The organism is Flammeovirga sp. SubArs3 (assembly GCF_947387565.1).
GTDB classification, from domain to species: domain Bacteria; phylum Bacteroidota; class Bacteroidia; order Cytophagales; family Flammeovirgaceae; genus Flammeovirga; species Flammeovirga agarivorans.
This window is the reverse complement of the sequence record NZ_CANDOA010000006.1, coordinates 39,369-59,840: the sequence shown is the minus strand read 5'-3', so window position 1 is coordinate 59,840 and position 20,472 is coordinate 39,369. Positions and strand designations below refer to the sequence as shown.

The 20,472-nt window shown below is 34.3% G+C and carries 16 protein-coding genes; 8 read left to right on the top strand and 8 right to left on the bottom strand.

Features of this window, described 5'->3' with window-relative positions; translation table 11 throughout:
• Positions 1 to 107: 107 nt before the first annotated feature.
• Complete coding sequence (locus QL232_RS17350) at positions 108 to 1,682, top strand: arylsulfatase (RefSeq protein ID WP_281615105.1); 1,575 nt, start codon at positions 108 to 110, stop codon at positions 1,680 to 1,682.
• A gap of 90 nt (positions 1,683 to 1,772) precedes the next feature.
• Here QL232_RS17350 and QL232_RS17345 read toward each other — a convergent pair whose 3' ends face one another.
• The 3 genes from QL232_RS17345 to QL232_RS17335 form a co-directional block, all read right to left on the bottom strand.
• A complete protein-coding gene (locus QL232_RS17345) occupies positions 1,773 to 2,171 on the bottom strand; it encodes a hypothetical protein (protein ID WP_281615104.1) in 399 nt (132 codons plus the stop codon).
• 16 nt (positions 2,172 to 2,187) lie between these two features.
• The gene (locus QL232_RS17340; RefSeq protein WP_281615103.1) at positions 2,188 to 3,306 is read right to left on the bottom strand and encodes a M48 family metallopeptidase; all 1,119 of its coding nucleotides are present in this window, start codon (positions 3,304 to 3,306) and stop codon (positions 2,188 to 2,190) included.
• A 63-nt stretch (positions 3,307 to 3,369) separates the two neighbouring features.
• Positions 3,370 to 4,317 carry a YjgN family protein gene (locus QL232_RS17335; RefSeq protein WP_168884279.1) on the bottom strand — a complete coding sequence of 316 codons (948 nt, stop codon included), beginning with the start codon at positions 4,315 to 4,317 and terminating at the stop codon, positions 3,370 to 3,372.
• A gap of 218 nt (positions 4,318 to 4,535) precedes the next feature.
• Between QL232_RS17335 and QL232_RS17330 the strand changes: the two genes are divergently transcribed.
• Entirely contained in the window at positions 4,536 to 6,098 is a 1,563-nt protein-coding gene (locus QL232_RS17330) for a protein adenylyltransferase SelO (protein WP_281615102.1), read from the top strand.
• 28 nt (positions 6,099 to 6,126) lie between these two features.
• Here QL232_RS17330 and QL232_RS17325 read toward each other — a convergent pair whose 3' ends face one another.
• The gene (locus QL232_RS17325) at positions 6,127 to 6,753 is read right to left on the bottom strand and encodes an HAD family phosphatase (protein WP_281615101.1); all 627 of its coding nucleotides are present in this window, start codon (positions 6,751 to 6,753) and stop codon (positions 6,127 to 6,129) included.
• A gap of 246 nt (positions 6,754 to 6,999) precedes the next feature.
• Here QL232_RS17325 and pyrF point away from each other — a divergent pair, with 246 nt between their 5' ends.
• The 4 genes from pyrF to corA all read left to right on the top strand — a co-directional run bounded on the left by pyrF (position 7,000) and on the right by corA (position 11,719).
• Positions 7,000 to 7,815: an orotidine-5'-phosphate decarboxylase gene (pyrF, locus tag QL232_RS17320; RefSeq protein WP_281615100.1), complete on the top strand. Its 816-nt coding sequence runs from the start codon at positions 7,000 to 7,002 to the stop codon at positions 7,813 to 7,815.
• 94 nt (positions 7,816 to 7,909) lie between these two features.
• On the top strand, positions 7,910 to 8,905 hold the full coding sequence (locus QL232_RS17315; RefSeq protein ID WP_281615099.1) for a beta-ketoacyl-ACP synthase III: 996 nt from the start codon (positions 7,910 to 7,912) through the stop codon (positions 8,903 to 8,905).
• Positions 8,906 to 9,080: 175 nt separating this feature from the next.
• Positions 9,081 to 10,628 carry a DASS family sodium-coupled anion symporter gene (locus QL232_RS17310; protein WP_281615098.1) on the top strand — a complete coding sequence of 516 codons (1,548 nt, stop codon included), beginning with the start codon at positions 9,081 to 9,083 and terminating at the stop codon, positions 10,626 to 10,628.
• A gap of 32 nt (positions 10,629 to 10,660) precedes the next feature.
• Positions 10,661 to 11,719: a magnesium/cobalt transporter CorA gene (gene corA, locus QL232_RS17305; protein ID WP_168884273.1), complete on the top strand. Its 1,059-nt coding sequence runs from the start codon at positions 10,661 to 10,663 to the stop codon at positions 11,717 to 11,719.
• Positions 11,720 to 11,806: 87 nt separating this feature from the next.
• Here corA and QL232_RS17300 read toward each other — a convergent pair whose 3' ends face one another.
• Positions 11,807 to 13,360 carry an arylsulfatase gene (locus tag QL232_RS17300; protein WP_281615097.1) on the bottom strand — a complete coding sequence of 518 codons (1,554 nt, stop codon included), beginning with the start codon at positions 13,358 to 13,360 and terminating at the stop codon, positions 11,807 to 11,809.
• A gap of 608 nt (positions 13,361 to 13,968) precedes the next feature.
• On the opposite strand from QL232_RS17300, the gene QL232_RS17295 reads away from it, so the two are divergent.
• Together QL232_RS17295 and QL232_RS17290 are read left to right on the top strand one after the other, a co-directional pair.
• A complete protein-coding gene (locus tag QL232_RS17295; RefSeq protein WP_281615096.1) occupies positions 13,969 to 14,250 on the top strand; it encodes a T9SS type A sorting domain-containing protein in 282 nt (93 codons plus the stop codon).
• Positions 14,251 to 14,449: 199 nt separating this feature from the next.
• The gene (locus QL232_RS17290; RefSeq protein ID WP_168884270.1) at positions 14,450 to 14,686 is read left to right on the top strand and encodes a hypothetical protein; all 237 of its coding nucleotides are present in this window, start codon (positions 14,450 to 14,452) and stop codon (positions 14,684 to 14,686) included.
• Between the two features lie 69 nt (positions 14,687 to 14,755).
• Here QL232_RS17290 and QL232_RS17285 read toward each other — a convergent pair whose 3' ends face one another.
• The 3 genes from QL232_RS17285 to QL232_RS17275 all read right to left on the bottom strand — a co-directional run bounded on the left by QL232_RS17285 (position 14,756) and on the right by QL232_RS17275 (position 20,303).
• Positions 14,756 to 16,009 carry a cystathionine gamma-synthase family protein gene (locus QL232_RS17285; RefSeq protein WP_281615095.1) on the bottom strand — a complete coding sequence of 418 codons (1,254 nt, stop codon included), beginning with the start codon at positions 16,007 to 16,009 and terminating at the stop codon, positions 14,756 to 14,758.
• Positions 16,010 to 16,189: 180 nt separating this feature from the next.
• A complete protein-coding gene (locus QL232_RS17280; protein ID WP_281615094.1) occupies positions 16,190 to 18,592 on the bottom strand; it encodes a glycoside hydrolase family 95 protein in 2,403 nt (800 codons plus the stop codon).
• Between the two features lie 85 nt (positions 18,593 to 18,677).
• Positions 18,678 to 20,303 (bottom strand): right-handed parallel beta-helix repeat-containing protein, encoded by a 1,626-nt coding sequence (locus QL232_RS17275; protein WP_281615093.1) that lies wholly within the window; start codon positions 20,301 to 20,303, stop codon positions 18,678 to 18,680.
• Positions 20,304 to 20,472 lie beyond the last annotated feature (169 nt).

Genomic DNA, 20,472 nt, shown 5'->3' with positions numbered 1-20,472 from the left:
TCCTATTCAAATTATCGGAATCGTCTTTTCTTATCATACCTCAATTTCATTGATGTTTTTTGTGATCATATTTGTATTATTAGTTTGATATTAAACAATATAGAGATATGAAAAAGATACGTTATTACTCCATTTTCAACCTATTCATATTATTACTTACTTTTCATCAAATAGAGGCAAAATCAAAAAGACCCAATATCCTTGTAGTTTGGGGTGATGACATTGGCTTTAGTAACGTTTCTGCTTACAATTTAGGAATGATGGGTTACCAAACACCTAATATAGATAGAGTTGCTCATGAAGGTGGACTATTTACCCATTATTATTCTCAACAAAGCTGTACAGCTGGTCGAGCATCATTTATCTTAGGAGAAGAGCCATTTAGAACAGGTTTACTTACCATTGGTCTTCCTGGTTCTCCTCATGGTATTCCCGAATGGGCACCTACCATTGCAGACCTTTTAAAAAACCAAGGATATACCACAGGGCAATTTGGTAAAAACCATTTAGGAGATAGAGATGAACACTTACCTACAGAACATGGTTTTGATGAGTTTTTCGGCAACCTTTATCACTTAAATGCGGAAGAAGAACCTGAATCTTATTACTATCCAAAAGACGAAGAGTTCAAAAAGAAATATGGACCTAGGGGTGTTATTCATTCTTATGCCGATGGTAGAGTCTCGGATACGGGACCACTGACTAAGAAAAGAATGGAAACTATAGATGATGAGTTACTGCAAGGTGCTACTGATTTTATAGAAAGAGCACATAAAGCAGATAAACCTTTTTTCTTATGGTTTAATTCTACAAGAATGCACATCTGGACTCACTTGAAAAATGAATCTGAAGGAAAAACAGGTGTCGGTGAGTATGCTGATGGTATGATTGAACATGATAGACATTTAGGTGTCTTACTAAATAAACTGGAAGAGCTAGGGATCGATGATAACACCATTGTCATTTGGTCGACTGATAATGGTACTCAAAAATTTACTTGGCCTGACGGTGGAGTATCACCATTTAAAGGAGATAAAGGAACCACTTGGGAAGGTGGTTTTAGAGCTCCTTGTGTAATTAAATGGCCAGGAGTAATTAAACCAGGTACCAAATATGATGGAATGGCGTCGCACATGGATTGGATGCCTACATTATTGAGTGCAGCGGGTGTTCCTGATGTCAAAGAACGATTAAAGGAAGGATATAAGGCTAATGGAAAAACATTTAGAGTACATTTAGATGGTTATGATTTAACAGATTATCTAGCAGGAAACTCCAAAGAATCACCTAGAGAAACGTTCTACTATTTCTCATCTACAGGAGATCTAAATGCAGTAAGATGGAAAGAATGGAAAGTAAGTTTTGCTGTGCAAGAAGGTGATATGTCAGAAGCATATAGAGCGGTACCCGCCTTTCCTAAGGTCGTCAATTTAAAATTGGATCCTTTTGAAACAGCGCAAGATCAATCAAAAACTGCATTTAAATGGTATGTTGAAAATATGTGGTTATTTGGTTCAATAGGCGAACAAATCACAAAATTTGTCACCACAGTTCCTGAATACCCTTTCCAACCTGCGGCTCCAAGAGCAGACAATATCAATTATGAATATTTCAAGAAAATGGAGAGCATGCAACAGTTAAAAGCACTTGACGATGAAGTTCAGAAATTAAACAGTAAATAAGAGTTGATAAAAAAGGTTTCCTTATCATTAAAGTACAACTTTAAGTGATAAGGAAACCTTTCATAGTATTAGTGAGCTCTATAGAAATATCTAGCTTTCCGAGTAAACATTTTCTTCTACCTCTGCTTGATTTCTTTCTCTCCAATACGATAATGAACATTTGATCATTAGATATTCAACAAAGATGACATAGCCCATCAATTCAACATCAAAAATATTTTCAGATGATATAGAATCAGAATAATAGAGGTAAAGTAAAAAAAACGGATATAGTATAGCTGAAAGTCCAAAAATATAGACGTTGGCCTTTTCAAAAAGAGCAGATAATACTAAAGCGATAAAAATGATTACAGCAGTAGATATGAGTAGTTCGCCTAGGTAAAAATTATCATCAAAGTAAACTACAAATCCTGCAATTAATGAAATAAAGAATAAACAGGCCAAGACTATGACACCGTTTAATTTTAATTCGTCTTCTGTATTGTTCATAGTAATTGTAATTAAGTTATTCTATACTAAGTGAAGACATAAGGTCTTCATACAACATCAATTCTTTATCAGATACATTATTTTGGTCAGAAGAAATTTCCTTTTCTGCATTTTTCTTTCTCTCATGAATATCAGGGTGCGTCGAAAGAAAAGTCACTTTACTTGCATACTTAAGCACCTCATTATTTTCATATTCATCAATAAGAATATCAAATAAATGCACCAAACCTTCTTCGGAAGCATGTACATCCTTTAGGAAATAAAGAGCATATTCGTCAGCTTCACTTTCCATACTTCTACTGTAAGAAAGTTTATTTAAATTATGTAGTTGATCTGTAATTACAGCTGTTAAACCATTAATGTCACTCAGCATTAATGATAAAATAGCATACCCAGCAGCAGCCTCCACCAATGATTTACTAGAATGTCGTTGCTCTACATGGCCTATTTCATGACCTATCAACGCATAAAGCTCATTAATATCTTCCATCTTTTCCAAGAGGCCTGTATACAATACAATCTTACCTCCTGGTAGTGCATAAGCATTGACGATATCACCGTTGACAACGTAGAATTCGATTGGAAACTCTGAGGTAAACCCTGTCTGATGAAACAGCTCATTAGCAAGTAAAGATGCTTCTTTATTGATTTCCTCCTCATCCAAAATGATTTCTGCCGACTTTTCGCCCCATTCAACATCATAGGAAATAGGTAAATTGTCTACTAAACGGTGTGATAAAAAAGGAATGGCAAAAAAATAGAAGCTTAATACAGCTGCTAAAAAAGTGACACCCAAGCCCAATGCTTTTAAGGGTGAATTAAAAATATGATAGAAGGATAAATCTCCATCTATTTTTACATCTTTCTCTTTAAGTTCTTTATAGAAATTGATATCATCGACTTCAAGAATAGGATGTGGAAAATCATCAAATTTGATTTGTACCAATCCTTTTGTAATCAATTCTATAGTGTCGATTTTTTCGTAGGTAAATGAGTTATTGACGATGACCTCCAGATCTTCTTGTACAGTGATTGTTTCGTAAGTAATCTTTAGTTGGTCTCTGTAATCCCAGGTTACAGTAGCAGTATGAGATTTAGAACTTTTACCGTTATATAGTTTACCTTTGTACATCATATTATGTAAAAAAGCCTTGAAGAGCTTTGAGGCTCTTCAAGGCTTGTTATTATTGAATTCTTCCTAAAGTTCGATTTCAAGTGCATCTAGCATATCTTCGCCAGTAGCATCCTTGTAATCTTCTTCAGTTTGCTGTACAATATCAAGATCTAACTCTCCAATAATTGTAATTCTCTCAGCAATGAATTTCATTGTTCTAATAGTAACAAATGGAGCACCTAAACCAAATGTAAACATCACGATAAGTAAGTTAACTAAGATTAAACCAAATAGCTCACCACCAGTTACATCTAGGTCCATATCAAGCTCTTTTCCATTTTGTACTACTTTCATATGTTCATATTCGTAGCGTAAAACTGCTGCTTGGAACCAGAAACCATAGATACCAAATGTGATCATTGTCAAGATTAAACCTTTAAGGTAAATTTTAAATAGCTCCTCACCTTTACCTGTAAACTTCATCTCTACATCTCCATATCGGATATTTCCAATGATGTACTTTCTCAGCTCAACGATAAACCAAGGTGCATAGAAGTTCAATGTAATTAAAGACAAGAACAACCCTTTAAAATACTTTTTAATAAGTTCACCTACTTCACCACGGTAACCAAAATGGATACTCTTCAGAGAAGTTCTCGATAAGCGGTACCTTAATGATCCATGAATTGCAATTGGAATTAATAAGAATAAACCAATATAAAAAACACCAATACCGATAGCCAATAATGTGGAATCACCAGTCATTGCAAGACCCACCATACCTACATAAAAAGCGATCATTAAAGCGACTACTTTAATAAAGCCTTTAAACATTTCTTTACCAGTACCATGAAATGTAAAGCGTTCATTTTGTAAAGAGGTCGAACCATAAAGATATTTAAGTTTCTTAGCCTTTGCCCACGGGTAATACATACCCAAAGTAATACCAGTTAGGAAATAGTTGACGATTTCAATACCAAAGTATTCACTCCCACTCCCACGAAACTGAAGTCTAGTTTTTGTATTCTGCATGATATAAAAAAGTTGAGTTAAGTTTACTTTTTGTTTATATAAAAATTTAAAATGTCTTATTGATTTATAAATAGTCTGCTTAGCAAATTTAAACACATAATTGAGGAAAAAAAACATTATTACATATTTCAAAGTTAGGTTTAAAAAAATTGGCACTCTCAAGTAGTAGAATTACTTTTGCTACTTAACATCAGAGTATTTCACAAACAATCTGTACGATGCGTCTTAATATCACCAACACTTTTACTTCATTACCAGCAGATCCGGATAAAGAAAATACAAGACGTCAAGTAATTAACGCTTGCTATTCTACTGTTACGCCTAAAAAAACTGCTCAACCTCAAATTCTTCATATTTCTGATGAAATGAGAGAAAATCTAGGAATTAGTGAAGAGGAAAGTAAGAGTGAAAAGTTTAGAGATGTCTTTACTGGAAATAAAATTTACTCAGGAACCCAACCTTACGCTATGTGTTATGGTGGTCATCAATTTGGTCATTGGGCAGGTCAACTTGGTGATGGAAGAGCTACCAATCTATTTGAAGTAACACATCAGGACAAACTATGGGCGGTACAATTAAAAGGTGCAGGTGAAACTCCTTATTCTCGTTCTGCAGACGGGTTGGCGGTACTTCGATCTTCCATCAGAGAGTATTTGATGAGTGAAGCAATGTTTCATTTGGGAGTACCTACAACTAGAGCACTTTCATTGGCATTATCTGGCGATCAGGTAATGAGAGATGTAATGTATGATGGTAACTCTGCCTATGAAAAAGGGGCCATTGTTACTAGAGTTGCACCGAGTTTTATAAGGTTTGGTAACTTTGAAATTTTGGCAGCCAATAATGATGTGGTCACACTTCAGAAATTAGCCGACTATACTATCGAAAATTTCTATCCACATTTAGGAACGCCAAATAAAAAAGTCTATCTAGAGTTTTTCAAAGAGGTAGGGGAAAGAAGCTTGGACATGGTTATCGAATGGTTAAGAGTAGGTTTTGTTCATGGTGTGATGAACACTGATAATATGTCTATTCTTGGATTAACAATAGATTACGGTCCCTATGGTTGGTTAGAAGGTTTTGACTTTGGATGGACTCCAAATACCACAGATAGAGAACATAAAAGGTATCGATTTGGTAATCAAGCCGAAATTGTAGCATGGAACTTATATAAATTAGCCAATGCTTTGTATCCACTTATTGGTGAAGCAGAAGGTTTACAAAATGCACTTGAATCATTTAGTGCCATCTATCATCAGAAATATGAAAAAATGATGAAGAGTAAGTTAGGTCTTTTTGAAACGGATACTAATGATAAAGAATTAATAGATCAACTAAATAAGACATTACATTTAGTTGAAACGGACATGACCATCTTCTTTAGAAACCTTTCAAATATCGAAAAAGATAAGCCCTTCGATCAGCAAACTGATATCCTCCTTGATGCTTTCTATCATGAAGAAGAATTTGATGGTAAAGTAAAAGAAGAATGGCAAAATTGGTTTGATAAATACTTAGCAAGATTAGAAAAAGAAACGCAAAGTGATCAACAAAGAAAAGAGAAGATGAATCAGGTCAACCCTAAATATGTTTTGAGAAATTATATGGCACAGCTTGCTATAGATGAAGCAGATAAAGGGAATTATGAATTAATTGATGAGCTTTTCCAATTACTAAAGAAACCATATGATGAACAAGAAGATGCAGAAAAATGGTTTGCAAAAAGGCCAGATTGGGCAAGACACAAAGTAGGTTGTTCGATGCTATCTTGTAGTTCATAAAAAAAGGAGTCCATTGTGACTCCTTTTTTTATAGAAAAGCTAAAATCTGATTAATTGGTTCTTCCTCAATACATAAATCAGCCGCTTCTTTAATAAATGGTTTTCTTGGAAAAACAGCGACAGATTGTGTCGCATTTTTAAACAGGTCAACATCTGCTTCACCATCACCAAAAGCTACAATATCTCCTGTGATAGAAAATTCTTTTACCACTTTATCCAATATTTTGTCTTTATGAAACTCTTCTACATGAATAATACATTTACCTGTACAAACATTATCTTCAAAGACAATTTCATTACTATATACCTTATCCAAGCCTAACTCCTCTGCCGTTATATCATTTAGAAAAGAAAGTCCTGTTGAAATCCCAACACATACATATCCCCTATCTTTATAAAATTGGATTACTTCCTTTGCACCTTTTCTTACTGGGTTATTCGCTAAAGGTTTAATCATTTCTTCTTTCGACTTGCCCTTCCACAAAGCGGCATCTTGATCACACATTTCTTGATAGGTGATTTTCCCTTCTCTCCAATTTGAATAAATTTCACCGCCTTCTTCCTCAGTATTAAAGTAGTGATGCAACATCATCCAAGGATCAAAAATTTGGCGTAAGGTACCATCAATATCAAAAACTGCTAATGACTTTTTCATAATTCTATGAATCGATTATTTACTTGATTTTAATTGTGTATGATAAAGCTGATTGAAAAAAAAGTAAAGAACAAGCACTCTCATTCAAAACACTTAAAATCAGCATTGTAAAATTGATCAATAGATTTTAATACGTATAATATCAGCTTCTTTTCATTCTTACGTTATATTTCCATATTTTTACTCGATTTTAAGTGATTCAAATTTGGGAGACCAAATACAAATAATGTAACTATATATAGCATCATGACAAAAGAAGAGTTATTTGGAGAGATCAAGAAAAAAGAAAGTTTCCTATGCGTAGGCTTAGATACTGATCCGACAAAAATTCCTGCTCATTTACACAAAGAGGATGACCCTATTTTTGCTTTTAACAAACAAATAATTGATGCTACTGCAGATTACTGTGTGTCTTATAAACCTAATATTGCATTCTATGAATCATTAGGACCTCAAGGATGGGACTCACTTCAAAAGACGTTGGAGTATATGCCAAAAACTCACTTTTCAATTGCTGATGCAAAAAGAGGTGATATTGGTAATACATCAAAAATGTATGCAAAAGCATTTTTTGAAAACATGGATTTTGACTCTATTACTGTGGCTCCTTATATGGGAGAAGATTCAGTGACTCCGTTCTTAATGGATGGTAAATGGGTGATTGTTCTTGCACATACTTCCAATAAAGGTGGATTAGATTTTCAAAAAATCATCAACAAAGACACCGGCAATTACTTATTCCAAGATGTAATGCTTAAAAATCAAGAATGGGCTACTCCTGAACAATTGATGTTTGTGGTAGGTGCTACAAGAGCAGAAAGCCTTCTTGATGTAAGAAAAGTGGCTCCTGATAATTTCCTACTTGTACCTGGTGTTGGTGCTCAAGGTGGTGACTTACAAGGAGTAGCAAAATACGGAATGAACAAAGAATGTGGCTTATTAGTCAACTCTTCAAGAGGTATTATATATGCATCTAATGGAGAAGATTTTGCAGAAATTGCTCAACAAGAAGCAAAAAAGCTTCAGGCAGAAATGTCGGAGCTTTTAGATAAATATTTGTAACATGATAGTCAATGCAACGACCTAATCAGATTTCGTTGCATTGACTCTTTGTTATAAGCTTACTAACATAAACACATAGAAAACCGAGTAAAGTATGAAAAACGCCAAAATTGCAGGCTTAGGGTTTTACGTACCCGAAAAGGTCGTTACCAACGATGATTTATCAAAAATCATTACTACTTCAGATGAGTGGATTCAAGAGCGTTCAGGTATTCAAGAAAGAAGATATGCAGCTCCTGAAGAAGCCAACTATCACCTTGCTGCCAAAGCAACACAAGAAGCTTTGGATATGGCCGAAATGAAAGCTGAAGATATTGATCTTATTATTTATTGTACACTCAGTGCCGACTATATTTTCCCTGGTTCTGGTGTGCTTTTACAAAGAGAATTAGGTTTCAGAACGGTACCTGCATTAGATATCAGACAACAATGTTCTGGTTTTGTATATGGTATTTCAATTGCTGACCAATACATTAAGACAGGTATGTATAAGAATGTATTAGTGGTAGGTTCGGAAATTCACTCCCGAGGCTTAGATTTCTCTGATGAAGGAAGAGCCGTAACCGTATTATTTGGTGACGGAGCGGGTGCTGCTATACTTACAGCAACAGATGAGGACAGAGGTATTCTTTCCACACATATGCACTCTGAAGGTGAGCATGCCGAAAAGTTAGCCGTAATTGACCCTGGTTTTACAAAACCTGAAAGATATAATCCAGACTATTGGAAACCTGGTGGTTCTGCTTTCCCTTATATGGATGGTCAGTTTGTCTTTAAAAATGCTGTGGTAAGATTCCAAGAGGTAATTGCCGAAGCACTAAAGGCTAATAATTTACAACCTGGCGATATTGACTTATTGGTACCTCACCAAGCTAACTTAAGAATTTCAAACTTTGTGCAAGCAAAAATGAAATTGCCTGACGAGAAAGTAGTCAATACTATTCAGAAATATGGTAATACTACCGCTGCTTCTATTCCGATCAGTTTAACTACTGCCTTTAAAGAGGGTAGAATAAAAGACGGTGACATTATTTGTTTGGCTGCATTTGGTTCAGGTTTCACTTGGGCTAGTGCTATCATCAAATGGTAAAAATATATCAGGCTACTTCAAATATTTTGAGGTAGCCTTTTTTGATACTTAATTATTTACCTCTACTACAACTTCTTTTCAAGTTCCTTTTTTTTAGATAAATTGTCATACAAATAATTTCACTATTTAATTCATTGCTATAGTGATATGATCTTAAAAGCTACTCTCAATCTACATGAAAAGAAGTGACATCAATCCTGATGATATAAAACATAACCTCAACGACTTAAAACAACCTGAAAATCCGGTAACTACACAAGCTCCTGATCTTGCTGGATATTCTCTAGAAAAGAAAATTGGAGGAATATTAGGTCCATTATTATTTATACTCATAAAACTATTACCACTATTTCCAGATGGTATCACAAATAATGGAATTACGGTTATTGCTCTTGCTGCTTGGATGCTTGTTTGGTGGGTAACTGAAACAGTTCCTTTGGCCGTAACAGCCTTACTCCCACTAGTTGTTTTTCCATTTTTTGATGTACTTTCTATTAAGGCAACAGCAGCTCCGTATGCCAATCCAATAATTTTTCTATTTATGGGTGGTTTTATTGTAGCACTTGCCATGGAAAAATGGAAGCTACATCTAAGAATTGCATTGAGTATTGTGAAGGTTACAGGAACATGTGCTAATCAGATTATTTTAGGGTTTATGCTCGCCACTGCTTTTTTAAGTATGTGGATTTCTAACACTGCAACTACAGTAATGATGCTTCCTATTGCTGCATCAATCATTCTTTTATTGTCATCAAATAATGAAAAAACACTCGAGAAGAATAAAAAGAACTTTGCCATTTCAATGATGCTAGGTATTGCATATGCTGCAAGTATTGGAGGAATTGCCACATTAATAGGTACACCTCCTAATGCCATCTTTGGTGGATTTATGAAAGAAACTTACAATATTGAAATAGATTTTTTTCGTTGGATGCTGATCGGTATTCCGTTTTCATCAGTAATGATGGTTATTCTGTATTTTGTCTTAACGAAACTCATATATCCTAATCACCTAAAAGAACTTAAAGGTGGTAAAGAACTCATTGAGGAAAAATACAATGAACTTGGTCCGATGGGTTGGGAAGAAAAGTCTGTCGCCATAGTTTTTGTATTGTCCGCTTTTCTTTGGACTTTCAGGTCGTTAATCAATCAGTATGCTCCTATTCAATTAAATGATTCCAGTATAGCTATCTTTGTTTCCGTATTACTTTTTATTATTCCCACAAACCAATCTGATGGTACTTTTATTTTAGCATGGAAAGACACTGAGAAATTACCATGGGGAGTGCTAGTTTTATTTGGTGGGGGTTTAAGTATGGCTTCTGCTTTAGGAAACGCTGGTGTAATAGAATTTTTAGGTGAAGCCATATCAAATAGTACTTCGATACAAGGTGTATTTATGATGTTGCTATTAATTACAATTATGTTGTTCGCCACTGAAGTGATGAGCAATACAGCATTAGCGACAATATTTCTTCCAGTTGTAGGCGGTATTGCCGTTGCATTAGGTCATGATGTACTTACTTTTGCAGCTCCTGTAGCAATGGCCGCAAGTTGTGCTTTTATGTTACCAATGGCTACACCTCCAAATGCAATCGTTTTTGCAAGTGGACATATTACAGTAAAACAAATGGTCCGAATAGGTATTATTCTTAACATTATTAGCGTACTATTGCTTACCTTATTATCACAAACACTTGTACCTATCGTTTTTAATGGGTAATCGAATTGACAATCTTTTTTATTTTTTAATTAATGACTCAACAAGAAAATACTAAAAAATATATTTCCCCTGATGAACTCGTATATATTGGGAAGCATAGAAATACTGAAGTAGATGTTCACTTAATGGACTTTGGACCCGACCATTTTGAAGAATTTTCTATCAATAATATTTCAGAAGCAAGAGGATATCTAGAGAAGAAATCTCTAACATGGATCACTTTTAATGGTTTGCATGATGTTGATCTCGTTGAACAATTAAAGAATAACCGTATCAATTCCCATATATTATCAGATATTTTAGATACTTCCTTACGTCCAACCTTTCAGGAATACGAAAATGCATTCTTTATATCATTGAAGATGTTTGATTATGATAAAGAGAAAAAAACGATATCTACAGATCATTTCAGTCTTGTGATTCATAAAAATGCAATTCTCTCTTTCACAGAAAAACCTACAACTATTTTTGATCCATTAATTGAGATTATTAAGAAAGGCAAAAAACGTATTGTTGAGAATTCAATGGACTATTTAGTCTTCAGAATCTTAGACATCGTTGTAGATCACTATATACTGTTGCTAAGAGAGTTAGGAGATGATATTGATGCATTTGAAGAGATCCTTCTTACTGAGCAGAATATGGAAATCTTAGATCAGATTATCACCTACAAGAAACTTGTCAATAGAATAAGAAGAAATATCAAGCCTGCATTAGAAACGATTACAATGCTTACAAAATACGATGTAGAATATATCAACGATAGTTCTAGTGTCTATTTCAATGAGCTTTTGAATGATTTAAAACAATCGAATGAGATCGCTGACGGATATAGGGAAATTCTTTCTGATCAGTTAAATATTTATCACACTACGATCTCCTCAAAACTCAACAGTGTGATGATGACCTTAACCATCTTTTCAGTCATCTTTATTCCGCTCACTTTTATTGCCGGGATCTACGGTACCAACTTCGAAAATATTCCAGAATTGAGGTTCAAATATTCTTATTATTTCATGTGGGTATTTATGATAATCATTACCCTGTTTATGCTCAATTATTTTAGAAAAAAGAAATGGATAAAGTGGTAATTAATTTTTATCATACAAAATAGTTATAAAAAAATAAGGGGTGATTGTATAATGCAATCACCCCTTTCAAGTTATGAAAAGTCAATATTATTTTAATTCTAACTTAGAAGTTTTCTTATAATTTGCTCCTCTTTTAGCTTCAAACTCTTTCAATAGAGATGCTGTAAGCTCAGGGTTAGCTTTGGCAATATTGTTTTGCTGTGCAGGGTCTTCTTTTAGGTTGTAAAGGGCAATTTCATTGCTATTTCCTAATTCGATGTCCACTTTAGTATTTAATTTTGGTCCCTTATATGAAGGAATCAAAACGAAATCACCTTTTCTATAGGAAGTTCTTGTAGTTGCCTCTAAAATCAGAGATTCTCTACCTTCTTTAGACTTACCCACTAATGCATCCAATACATTTTCAGAATCTTGTGATTTCATATCACTACCTACTAATGCTGCAAACGAAGCAAATAAATCCATTTGACAAACAAGTGCCTCAGATTTTGCAGGTTGAATCTGACCTTTCCAATAAGTAATAAAAGGAACATGTGCTCCCGCATCATATAAAGAATATTTTCCTCCTCTTAATCCTCCGCTTGGATCATGATCTCCAAGTTTTTCAACGGCATCATCATAATAACCATCATTCAATACTGGACCATTGTCCGAAGAGATGACAATTAGTGTATTTTCTTCGATACCCGCTTCTCTTATCGTTTTCATTAGTTCGCCTATACACCAATCTGCCTCAACGATAACATCACCTCTAGGTCCCATTCCTGATTTACCAACAAATCTTGGATGTGGCGTTCTAGGTACATGTGGTTGCTGCATTGTATACGTTAAGAAGAATGGCTTTTCTTCTTTCGATTTTTCTTTGATGTATGTTTTTACTTTACCTAAGAAGTGATCCGCCATATCAACATCACTCCATAATGCAGCTTGACCTCCTTTCATAAAACCAATTCTAGGAATACCATTAACAATAGAACTATTATGACCATGGTGCCATTTCATTGTTAATAACTCAGGATTATCTTTACCTGTTGGTTGACCTTTGAAGTTCTTTTTATAATTGATTTCAATTGGATCATTTGGATCTAAATTAACTACATCTCCATTTTCAATATAAACAGTTGGAACTCTATCTTGAGTAGCAGCCATAATGTAAGATTGATCAAATCCTACCTCGTTTGGACCAGGTGAAATATGTTGATTCCAATCTTTATCGTGTGTACCTAAACCTAAATGCCATTTACCTATAATTGCTGTATTATACCCTGCCGCTTGTAACATTTTTGGTAAAGTTACTTGAGCAGTATCAATTAACATCGGTGCTGAACCTGGAAGAATTTTAGCATTTTTTCTCCAAGGATATTGACCCGTAAAAGCGGCGTATCTTGAAGGTGTACATGTTGCCGAAGACGCATAACCATTGGAGAAGTTTATACCACCATTCGCTAATGCATCAAAGTTTGGAGTGTTTAAGTTTTTAGCCCCATTTGCACCAATATCTCCGTATCCCAAATCGTCTAAATAGACAAAAATAATATTGGGTTTACTCGTTACCTCTTTGGTTGCTGTTGAAGTATTTTTTTGACATGATAATCCGATTAAAGATATACATGCCAGTAAATAATAGTTTATTCGTTTCATTTCAAAGTGACTTTAAAAAAATATATTTCTTGTATAAATCTATTAATATAATGCCGTCACGCATCACTTTACTTGATAGTTATAAATGTCACAATTATAAATAAAAAGTGTTTACCTCTGCGTACAAAAAATGTAAAAAGTCAATTTTATATTACTATTTGGTACAAATGTGTAAATTTTATGTACTATAAGAGACATAATACCCCCCTCACCTTTAGTTTCTAGTCATAAAGAAAGGTTTGGCAAATTTGCCAAACCCTGTTGCAGAAAATCAATTTCATTAAGATTTCGAACAATATATATATGATCCTATTGAGGTTCTTCCGTTGAAGCTTTAAAGAGAGAAGTCTTTTTTCTCCACTTAGTATTTTGAAAGAGAAGACACCCAAGGTTAAATATCAAACTTGATATACTATGTATGGCCCCATTTAGACAATCGTTTATTTGGGGTTATTTTTTGAATTGAACAATTCTTAGATATAGAGGGTTCATTAAAACTATCAAGAATAGAAGAATAGTTTTGTACATTTCTAACAATCACAAAATGACTATTGTCTAAAATAAAATCACATTGTTTATTTGTGCTCGCTATAATTTATTCTACCACAATGTTACTCGAAAAATTAACGCTTTCTGCACCCAAATGGGAATTAATTAACTGGAAATTATACCCTACACTTGTTACTGATATCACTACTATATTTCCCCCCAATAAAAATGATAAGTATCTTATAGAAATATGGAATTTAGGGAATCTTAAACAATTTTTCTCAGAATTTTCTGAGGGAGAGACAATATTAGATACATCAAAATGGGTAAAAGGCACCTATAGGATTGATATTACTTTTAAGGAACAAAGGCATAGTTATAAAGTATTAAAGACAACTTAAAATGATTTCACTTTTTGAAATTTCTAATCGCATATTCAAAATTTAAATTTCTCTTTTCAAGAAACGGGCATAATAAAATTTGTACTTTTTTAATTTTAAATTTCTTAAAATATTTTGATTTACATTTATTCAATAATATACTTGCAGTATAAATATTATAACAAACGAACACTTTTTTAACTCATAAATCACCTAACTTATGAAGAATTTATTATTAATCACTACTACTTGTATTATTGCCACCGCTACTGCAAATGCACAAGGTTTAAACATTAAAACTGTGCAGGCTGAAAAGGAAAATAAAACGATCCATCAACTTGTAGAAGACAGGGCCCAAGTAAGAAAAGAAAAAAGAGCAGCAAAAAAGAAGGAAAAAGAATCGATCTCTTTCCATGAAGCTGTAAAAAACATCGTTAGGAAAGAAGATTTATCTTAAGTAAATCCTTATTTCTGCAAAAGATAAATCCTCCTGCCTTATTAGAAGACAGGAGGATTTTCTTATGCTTTATACTTTTTCCAAAGCTTGTTGGATATCCCAAATAATATCGTCTGCATGTTCGACTCCGATGGATAAACGAATAAGACTCGAGGTGATTCCGAATGCCTTTTTATCCTCATCGGATACTCCAATATGAGTCATTGAAGCAGGATGTTGAGCTAAACTTTCAGTTGAACCTAAACTAACGGCCAGCTTAATTAGGCTAAGAGCATTTAGGAATTTAAAACTTGCCTTTTCTCCTCCTTTAATTTCGAATGAAACCATTGCTCCTGGTGAAGAATATTGCTTTTTATATAATTTATACTCCTTTGTCCCTTGAGGAATACAGCCTAAATAATGTACTCTTTTTACCTTAGGATGGTATTTAATAAAGTTGGCAACAGCTTGAGCATTTTTCATTTGTGCCTCCATTCTCACCTTTAACGTTTCCAGAGAACGTAAGAGTAGCCAAGCCGTATGTGGTCCTACCATATTTCCTAAGAAAGTTCGTAAGACTTTAATTCTACCAATCACTTCTTTACTACCTAATACAGCACCTGCAATTAAGTCTGAATGACCTCCTATGTACTTTGTTGCTGAATATAAAACGATATCAGCCCCCAAAGTAAGCGGATGAGACCATAATGGCCCCATATAGGTATTATCTACAGCAACATGAACTTTCTTGTCTTTGTATTTTTTATTGAAGTGCTTCGCTACTTTTGCACATCTTCCAATATCGAAAAGGTCATTGGTAGGGTTAGCTGGAGTTTCTAGATAAATCAATGCCAATCGATCTGCTTTTCCACTCTTCTCAATCATTTTGATCATGTCTTTTTTGGTGTGATCAGGTCTGATTGGCAAAGCTGTAACATTAATTTTCACTAGTAGGTCATGGATAAAATGATCCGTACCACCATAAGTAGGTGTACTATATAGCATCAAATCTCCTGGCTTTAAGAACTCAAGAAGTACTGAACTAATAGCACTCATACCGCTTTCAAATACGGCACAGTCATCTGATTTATCCCACAAGCAAAGTCGGTCCTCTAATATTTCAAGGTTTGGATTATTAAGACGTGAGTAGATAAGGCCTAAATTTTCATCCTGTCCTTTCTCTCTTAATCCATAGGCTACTTCAAAAAATGCTTTACCTTCTTCTGCTGTTTGAAAAACAAAAGTAGAGGTTTGAAAAATAGGAGGTTTAACAGCTCCCTCTGATAGTTCTGGTTTATAGCCATGAGTCATCATTAACGACTCTGGTCTCAACTTATGTGACATATGTGTAAAGGTTGTATGTGTTTATTAACCTACAATATTAAATGTTTATTTTACAATTACTAATTCAAGATTGTTCTATTTCTAACCCAATCAATCTTTTTTCATTGTCAATCAACAAACTTGTCTCCCCTTATATTATGCTTTAAACACTACTAATTACCTTCCCTCTTACAGTAATTTTTAATTACTCAGTACTTTTAAGTCTTTGTTCAATTGAACTATTTCACCTTTCGTCAAATCCAAAGAAATAAGTTGATCATAATATATTATATCGACCTTTCGACTTGTATTCGCTTTTATAGTCACAGTATCTAATTCATTATTACTCCACCTTAAACTCACCTCAAAGTTACCTCTTGCTTTCAGCCCTTTTACTTTACCTGTGCTCCATTCTTTTGGTAAAGCAGGAAGCAATTGTAAGGTATTCATATCACTCTGAAGTAACATTTCTGCCATTCCTGCAATACCGCCTAAATTTCCATCAATTTGAAATGGTGGATGAGCACAAAATAAATTTGGATAAGTACCTCCCTGAAGTGTCATTCCTCCATGATTATGATAGTGGCATTCTTTCAATAGGTTTCTAAAACACAAGTATGCATGATTTGCGTCTTGTAATCTTGCCCAGAAGTTTACCTTCCAAGCAATTGACCAACCTGTGCCTCCGTCTCCTCTAAACTCCAAACTTTTTCGGGTTGCTTTAGCTAATTCTGGAGTATCTTTTAACGAAATCTGCTTTCCGGGGTATAGAGCAAAAAGATGAGAAACATGTCTGTGTTTATTATTTGGATCATCTCTGTCTTCTTTCCATTCTTGTAATTGACCGTATTGGCCTATTTTAAGCCCTAATAATTTTGACCTACTCAGTTTTATTTTTTGTAGAAACTCTTCATCGTTATGAAGTACATCTTGTGCAGAGATAATATTGGTAAACAAGTCCCAAACAATTTCTTGATCCATCATTGCTCCTATTGAGATACCACCATGTTCTGGTGAAAATGATGGCATTGATACTAACTCTCCATTTTCATCTTCCACTAAATAATCTAACCAAAACTCTGCTGCTCCTTTCATAACTGGATAAGCTTGTTCATGTAAGAAGGATGTGTCTTGTGTAAATAGATAATGTTCCCACAAATGTTGACTTAACCATGCCGCTCCAGCGGGAAAGTATCCCCAACTACCCCAATTATTTGCCGTGTACCCAAAGATATTGTTCATCGTATTTACAATCCATCCATTTGCATTGTAAAAATCTTTGGCAGATTGTTCACCAGGCTTTTGAAGTGAAGATACATAGTTCAATAACGCCTGATGAGATTCTGAGAGGTTTGCCACCTCCGCTGGCCAATAATTCATCTGAACATTAATGTCTGTATGATAATCACAAGCCCATTGAGGATTCATTTCTACATTCCATTTACCTTGAAGATTCGCAGGTAAAGAGTTTTCTCTTGAACTACTAATCAACAAATAGCGTCCATATTGAAAATACAAACTTTCAAAACCAGGATCTGCATCACCTTTAGAATACCTTTCTAATCGCTTATCAGTTGGCAACTGATCTAACTTCGAAGAAGGTTTTCCTAACTTAAAGCTCACCCTATCAAATAGATTTTGATAGTCTATTTTATGATCCTTGTAAATTTGCTCTGGACTTTTCTTATCAATTCTTGATAGACGTTCTCTATTCACCTTTCGAAAGTCGGTTCCTTTATAAGTAGGATATTCATTTTTATAATCAGAACTCAGAGTCACCAAAATAGTCAACTTATTCGTATTAGTGATTTCCACTCTTTTTTGATGAAATCTTATATTTTTTGAGTCTTCAGCAACAATTTTAGCTACTGCTTGAAATTCCATTCCATTATTTTTCAATTGGCAGTCCAAGTAATAAACCCCATCTTTAAAAGATGCATTTTTTACTTGATGAAACGTCTCAAACCAAACATTATACGTTATCCCTTCTTTTTTATTATTCTCAAAATCAAAGACCAGGAAGTGGTCGGGATAGCTTGCAAATGACCTTCTTGAATGTGATGTATTACCCACAGAATAATCAAGTCTTGAGACACTATTCTTAATGTCAAGAGACCTATTGTAATTTTCGACTTCCCCAAAGTCCTCTACTTGTACGAGTAAATCTACTGCAGTCTGATAAGTTCCAAAACCCTTAAAAGAGATATCCTGATGTTTAGGGTTTCTTGTTACAGGACGGTTGGCACTTACAGGAATATCCGTTTTTGGACCTTTTTGGACCTCTCCAAATAGTTCGTCTTTCGTCAGTTGATACGCCTCCTTTTTCTTCCCTTCTTTAAGTAATTTTCTAACAGGTTCTAGATGTTTGTATGCACCTGATTTATTCCCATAATTATATTCTTCTAATTCGCCAGGTCCCCCTGCCCAAATCGTTTCTTCATTTATTGGAATGCACTCAATATCCACTTTACCTCTGATTAAGGCACCCATATATCCATTACCGATTGGTAAGGCTTCTTGATACCAATACTCTGCAGGTTGTTCATACCACAATTGAAGTTGTTGTCTATCTATTTGAGTATTCTCTTGGCAAGAAAGCACCATGAATATACTTATTACCTTAATGAAGTATTTAATAAAGTTATTGCTCGTTTTTTTCAATTCTGGATCATTAATTAGTTAATAAGAATTACATGATTTCAATTGCACCGATACTTGGTATCTCTGAAATTGGATTACCTAAAATATCCTCAGATACTTCAAGACCATAAATTAGCCCTATACTATCTTGTTGTATAGTCTGAATTCGGATGCCTTTTTGTTTAATTTCTTTGCTATTATGAGGAATAAAATCTTCAATCGATGACCCTTTTACATTTGCAAAATGTACATCTGCATACTTTGATTGATTCGGTTGAATGAGTACCTCTTTTGGCCAATTTGATCGAGAATAAAAGATATTATTTTTGAAAGTTATATTCTCCACTTCAGAGTCACCACCTTTATCAGGTGTATATTGGTCTCCTAATACCAGCTTGGCATCACCTTCGAAGTGAAAAATATTATTGGCAATAAATACTCCTTTCGTTGCCTTATCAACAGCAATTTTTGCAGTGATTTTGTTATCCAAGTAGATCGTATTGTTATAAATATATGTATTAAAAGGTCCTTTTCGTTTTTTATTTCCTTGGTATCCCGAAAGCCAAAAGACTTTTCCCTCTTGAAAAGCACCATCTTCACCTTTTGTTCTATACCCATCATTTACACTTACATTATAGCGATAACTACAATTATAATTATTGCCTAATACCTCAATAAAACCTCCTGCATTATTCTGACTGTAATTGTATTGTAAAACAATGTTGTTGCAATTATAGTCAATATGTGCTCCTGCGGAGTCCCCCGGACCATTGGCATTTGTTAACCTATTCTTTTCTATTAAAATACTATCAGAACCCCAAGTCCATAATCCACTTCCTCTACCCCATTTTCTAGAGTCGTCATCACTCCCAGAGTGGTCAACAATATTATTATAAACATGTCCTTTTTTAACTCGAGACATTTGTATACCAGGCCCACCAGTATATTCTACTACACAGTTTTTAATCACAAAATTTTCGATTCCAACATTTGCATTCCCTGTTAACTTGATACCCGTATGGGCTACATTCCTAACATGGCAATCTTCAATCAAAAGGTTGTGAAGTGTTGAATTTTTATTTTTAAGAATTGCTCTGATACCCCATCCATACTTTTGCGTTCCATTGGCTGTATTCACTTCTTTAGCACCACGTTCAATCCCTGGTTGGTTGTAGAAAATATCTTCGACTTCTAGGTCTTTAAAAGTAATATTTTCAAAATCACCCGCTTTAGTTATAGTATAAAGCACTCCACAACGCATTGCTTCTTCCTCATCTACTTTACCAGCATTACCCACTAACCTAAGGTTTGTAGCCTTTATATTCGAGCAACTATTGATATATAATGCATGTGTTCCACCCTTTGCATCAATTGTTGCCTTCTCTTTTTCCGTTGAAGTAATAACTAATGGAATTTGCCAGTCTTTACCTAAAAATTCCAAAACCACACCACCTTCAAACGTTTGTCCACTTTTGAAAAGTATACTATCTCCTGCCTCCAACTGAAGTGATTTTATCTTTTCCAACGATTTAAAAGGTGATGTCTTTGTTCCATCATTTAGGTCATCTCCAACAATAGTATCAAAATAATAGGCTGTTGAAGTTTGCTCTTTTTGAGTGGTGCAATTCATTAAAAGTAAACCCACACAAAATAAAATTAGTTTATATATTTTCATTGCTTTAAACTTTGATGATTCATTTCATTTTTTCTAAAGCAATTTCTTAAATCAAAACCTGTAATAAGGGGACAAATCCATCAAAGATGAGTCTAAATTAGGATTTTTACTTTGTGTTAAAGTATAATAGGGTTAATGAACGATTCTTAGTTGAACTGAGTATAACAAA